The sequence below is a fragment of the Burkholderia sp. ZZQ-2 genome (assembly GCF_050768715.1).
Lineage (GTDB): Bacteria > Pseudomonadota > Gammaproteobacteria > Burkholderiales > Burkholderiaceae > Burkholderia > Burkholderia cepacia.
On sequence record NZ_LDVA01000015.1, the window covers coordinates 1 to 4,024 of the forward strand.

The window sequence follows — 4,024 nt, forward strand, 5'->3', positions numbered from 1 at the left end:
ACACGTAGACGGAGAAACCACATGAGCGAGAACAATTTCCTGGTGATCGACGACAACGAGGTGTTCGCGGGCACGCTCGCGCGCGGCCTCGAGCGCCGCGGTTACGCGGTCCAGCAGGCGCACGACAAGGAGGCGGCGCTGCGGCTTGCCGCGGGCGGCAAGTTCCAGTTCATCACCGTCGACCTGCATCTCGGCGAGGATTCGGGCCTGAGCCTGATCGCGCCGCTGTGCGACCTGCAGCCCGATGCGCGGATCCTGGTGCTGACCGGCTACGCGAGCATCGCGACCGCCGTGCAGGCGGTGAAGGAAGGCGCCGACAACTATCTCGCGAAACCCGCGAACGTCGAGTCGATCCTGGCCGCGCTGCAGACCAACGCAACCGAAGTGCAGGCCGACGAAGCGCTCGAGAATCCGGTCGTGCTGTCGGTCGACAGGCTCGAATGGGAGCACATCCAGCGCGTACTGGCCGAGAACAACAACAACATCTCGGCGACGGCGCGCGCGCTGAACATGCACCGCCGCACGCTGCAGCGCAAGCTCGCGAAGAAGCCGGTGCGGCAGTAAGCGGGCACTGGCGCCCGGCGTGTCAGCCGGATGCGCCCCGGGGCTCGCGACAGGCAGGCGACGATCTCGCGTTTCAGCAGGAGCGTGAGCAGCGCCGAGTAGAAGACGTTGGCGAGCAGCGGCGCGCATCCGCCGACGACGATGGCGTTGGCCAGCGGCCACGGCGTTGCCGATACGCCACGCGCGACGAACTGGATGCCGATGCTGATCGCCACGCTGGCGAATGCGATGCCCGCCAGCGTGGCCAGCCACGCGAGTACAAACGCGACGTTGTAGCGCCGCAGCGAATCCCGCCTGATCCGGCGCAGGAGCGACAGGATGTCGGCGCGCGTGAGCGCGAGCAAGGCCGGCACGATTCGGCCGGCGACGGACGGGTAGATGGTCATTCGAAGGCGGTGACGAATGCGTCGGTACTTGGCCGGAGGAGTCCGGATTATAGGGACGCACCAGCGCGCTTGCCATCAGCCGCACTCCAGGGGCAGGCACGGGCGCCGCATCGCCTGACCATGAAAAAACGGGCGACCCCGCAAGGGGCCGCCCGTTTTTCGTCGGACGCCGCGCGCGTTACAGCACGTAGCGCGACAGGTCTTCGTCCTGCGACACTTCGCCCAGCGCGCGGTCGACATACTTCGCGTCGATCGTCACGCGCTCGCCGGCATGGTTGCCGGCCGAGAACGACACTTCCTCGAGCAGTTTCTCGATCACCGTGTACAGCCGGCGCGCACCGATGTTCTCGGTCTTCTCGTTGACCGCATACGCGATCTCCGCGAGACGGCGGATGCCGTCGTCGGCGAACTCGAGCTGCACGTCTTCGGTCGCGAGCAGCGCCTGGTACTGCTTGACGAGGCTGGCATCGGTGGCGACGAGGATCGCCTCGAAATCGTTCACCGACAGCGAGTCGAGCTCGACGCGGATCGGGAAGCGGCCCTGCAGTTCGGGAATCAGGTCGCTCGGTTTCGCGAGGTGGAACGCGCCGCTCGCGATGAACAGGATGTGATCGGTCTTCACCATCCCGTACTTCGTGTTGACCGTCGTGCCCTCGACGAGCGGCAGCAGGTCGCGCTGCACGCCCTGGCGCGACACTTCGCCGCCGCTGCCTTCGTTGTTGCGCGACGTGATCTTGTCGATCTCGTCGAGGAACACGATGCCGTTCTGCTCGACGTTCTGCACGGCCTTCGTCTTCACTTCCTCGTCGTTCAGCATCTTCGCCGCTTCCTCGTCGGTCAGCAGCTTCAGCGCTTCCTTGATCTTCACCTTGCGACGCTGCTTCTTGCCGCTGCCGAGGTTCGAGAACATCGAGCGGATCTGCTCGGTCATCTCTTCCATCCCCGGCGGCGCCATGATGTCCATGCCGGCCGACGGCTGCTCGAGGTCGAGCTCGACCTCCTTGTCGTCGAGCTGGCCTTCGCGCAGGCGCTTGCGGAAGGTCTGGCGCGTCGCGTTGTTGTCGTCGTTCGCGTGGTCGGCATTGCCGCCGAAGCCTACCGCGCGCGGCTGCGGCAGCAGGATGTCGAGGATGCGGTCTTCCGCCTGGTCGGTGGCCTTGCTGCGCACCTTGCGCATCTCGGATTCGCGCGTCTGCTTGACCGAGATCTCGATGAGGTCGCGCACGATGCTGTCGACGTCGCGGCCGACGTAGCCGACCTCGGTGAACTTGGTCGCTTCGATCTTGATGAACGGCGCGTCGGCGAGCTTCGCGAGGCGGCGTGCGATTTCGGTCTTGCCGACGCCCGTCGGCCCGATCATCAGGATGTTCTTCGGCGTGATTTCCTGGCGCAGCGGGTCGGCGACCTGCTGGCGGCGCCAGCGGTTGCGCAGCGCGACCGCGACGGCCTTCTTCGCCTTGGCCTGGCCGATGATGTGCTTGTCGAGTTCCGAGACGATCTCGGCAGGGGTCATGGTGCTCATGGTGCGGTCCTTACTCGATCGTTTCGATGATGCGGTTGTGGTTCGTGTAGATGCACATGTCGCCGGCAATCTTCAGCGACTTCTCGACGATCTCGCGCGGCGACAGCTCGGTGTTCTCCGCGAGCGCGCGGGCCGCGGCCTGCGCATACGCACCGCCCGAACCGATCGCGCAGATGCCCTCTTCCGGGTCGAGCACGTCGCCGTTGCCGGTGATCACGAGCGTGGTGGTGGCATCGGCCGTGATCAGCATCGCCTCGAGGCGGCGCAGCATCCGGTCGGTGCGCCAGTCCTTCGCGAGCTCGACGGCCGCGCGGGTCAGGTTGCCCTGGTGCTTCTCGAGCTTCGCCTCGAAGCGGTCAAGCAGCGAGAACGCATCGGCGGTGCCGCCCGCGAATCCGACCAGCACCTGGTTGTTGTAGATCCGCCGCACTTTCCGCGCGCCACCCTTCATGACGATGTTGCCGAGGGTTACCTGGCCGTCGCCGCCGAGCGCGACCTTGTCGCCGCGCCGGACCGAAACGATGGTCGTGCCGTGAAATTGCTCCATCTGCGTTCCTTGAGAAAAACGGGGAAGAGTCGGGCGGCGCGAGGCGCCGCCGCGTAACTCGCAGTGCGCCGGGAAGCGGCCCGGCGCGCGTCCGTTTCATTTTAGGGCGGGCGCGGGGATATCAAGAGGCGGGAGGCAAATCGGAAAACCGGCCAACCGCGAGCCGGTGCCGGAAAAACAAAAAGCGCGCGGCAGGCCGCGCGCTTTCGGGAAGCAGCGTGTCTGAGCGGAACGCCGCTCGATCAGTCGCCGAACAGCTTCTGGCGCAACTCGCGGCGCTCCTGCGCCTCGAGCGACAGCGTGGCGGTCGGACGGGCGAGCAGCCGCGGAATGCCGATCGGCTCGCCGGTTTCCTCGCACCAGCCGTAATCGCCGGAATCGATGCGGGCGAGCGACTGCTGAACCTTCTTGAGGAGCTTGCGTTCGCGATCGCGCGTGCGCAGCTCGAGCGCGTGCTCTTCCTCGATCGTCGCGCGATCGGCGGGATCGGGGACGATCACCGTCTCGCGCAGGTTCTCGGTCGTCTGGCCTGCATTCTTGAGGATGTCCGCCTGCAACTGTTCGAGCCGATTTTTGAAGAAGGCGAGCTGATCCTCATTCATGTAATCCTTGTCGCTCATCTTCAGGATTTCGGCTTCGGTCAAGAGTTTCTTCGTCATCTGCTTGCTTCTTCAATGTGCGGCAAATCGAGAGATATTGCCTGCACTTTGGGATTACCCGCAACCGCGCTTGCAATCATTTGCGATTTGCCGCCGCGGGGCCGAAAGCCTCTGGAAAACCGGTTCTCAAATACCAGGATAGGCCTGGCGCGGAGTTGCGCGCGCTGCGAACCGGTGTGCTGCGCGGCACATCGCATCGGCCGCGGCCGGGAGGCGGATTGGCGATCCGGCGCGGTTGCGATGCCCGGAAAACTGGTTCAGCAAGAACCGGGCCTGTTTGTTGCCGTACTCCAGCGGGCACGTATTGTAACTGAATCGCAAGCGGGCGCCGTATCGGGTCGATCCC

General features: G+C 65.3%; 5 protein-coding genes and 1 pseudogene. 2 read left to right on the forward strand and 4 right to left on the reverse strand.

Translation table 11 applies throughout. From position 1 onward, the window contains the following. Window positions 1-21 precede the first annotated feature (21 nt). Together ABY44_RS00205 and ABY44_RS00210 are read left to right on the forward strand one after the other, a co-directional pair. Window positions 22-564: a response regulator transcription factor gene (locus ABY44_RS00205; RefSeq protein ID WP_021156278.1), complete on the forward strand. Its 543-nt coding sequence runs from the start codon at window positions 22-24 to the stop codon at window positions 562-564. A gap of 108 nt (window positions 565-672) precedes the next feature. Continuing rightward, entirely contained in the window at window positions 673-840 is a 168-nt protein-coding gene (locus ABY44_RS00210; RefSeq protein WP_155637992.1) for a hypothetical protein, read from the forward strand. Window positions 841-1,128: 288 nt separating this feature from the next. Here ABY44_RS00210 and hslU read toward each other — a convergent pair whose 3' ends face one another. From hslU to ABY44_RS00230, 4 genes and pseudogenes are all read right to left on the reverse strand, one after another. Then, entirely contained in the window at window positions 1,129-2,472 is a 1,344-nt protein-coding gene (gene hslU, locus ABY44_RS00215; protein WP_042972634.1) for an ATP-dependent protease ATPase subunit HslU, read from the reverse strand. A gap of 10 nt (window positions 2,473-2,482) precedes the next feature. Further along, entirely contained in the window at window positions 2,483-3,019 is a 537-nt protein-coding gene (gene hslV / locus ABY44_RS00220; protein ID WP_021156275.1) for an ATP-dependent protease subunit HslV, read from the reverse strand. Window positions 3,020-3,261: 242 nt separating this feature from the next. Beyond that, window positions 3,262-3,678 (reverse strand): RNA polymerase-binding protein DksA, encoded by a 417-nt coding sequence (gene dksA / locus ABY44_RS00225; RefSeq protein ID WP_006477498.1) that lies wholly within the window; start codon window positions 3,676-3,678, stop codon window positions 3,262-3,264. A gap of 126 nt (window positions 3,679-3,804) precedes the next feature. Continuing rightward, window positions 3,805-4,024, reverse strand: a pseudogene (locus ABY44_RS00230) (hypothetical protein); the annotation flags it as partial.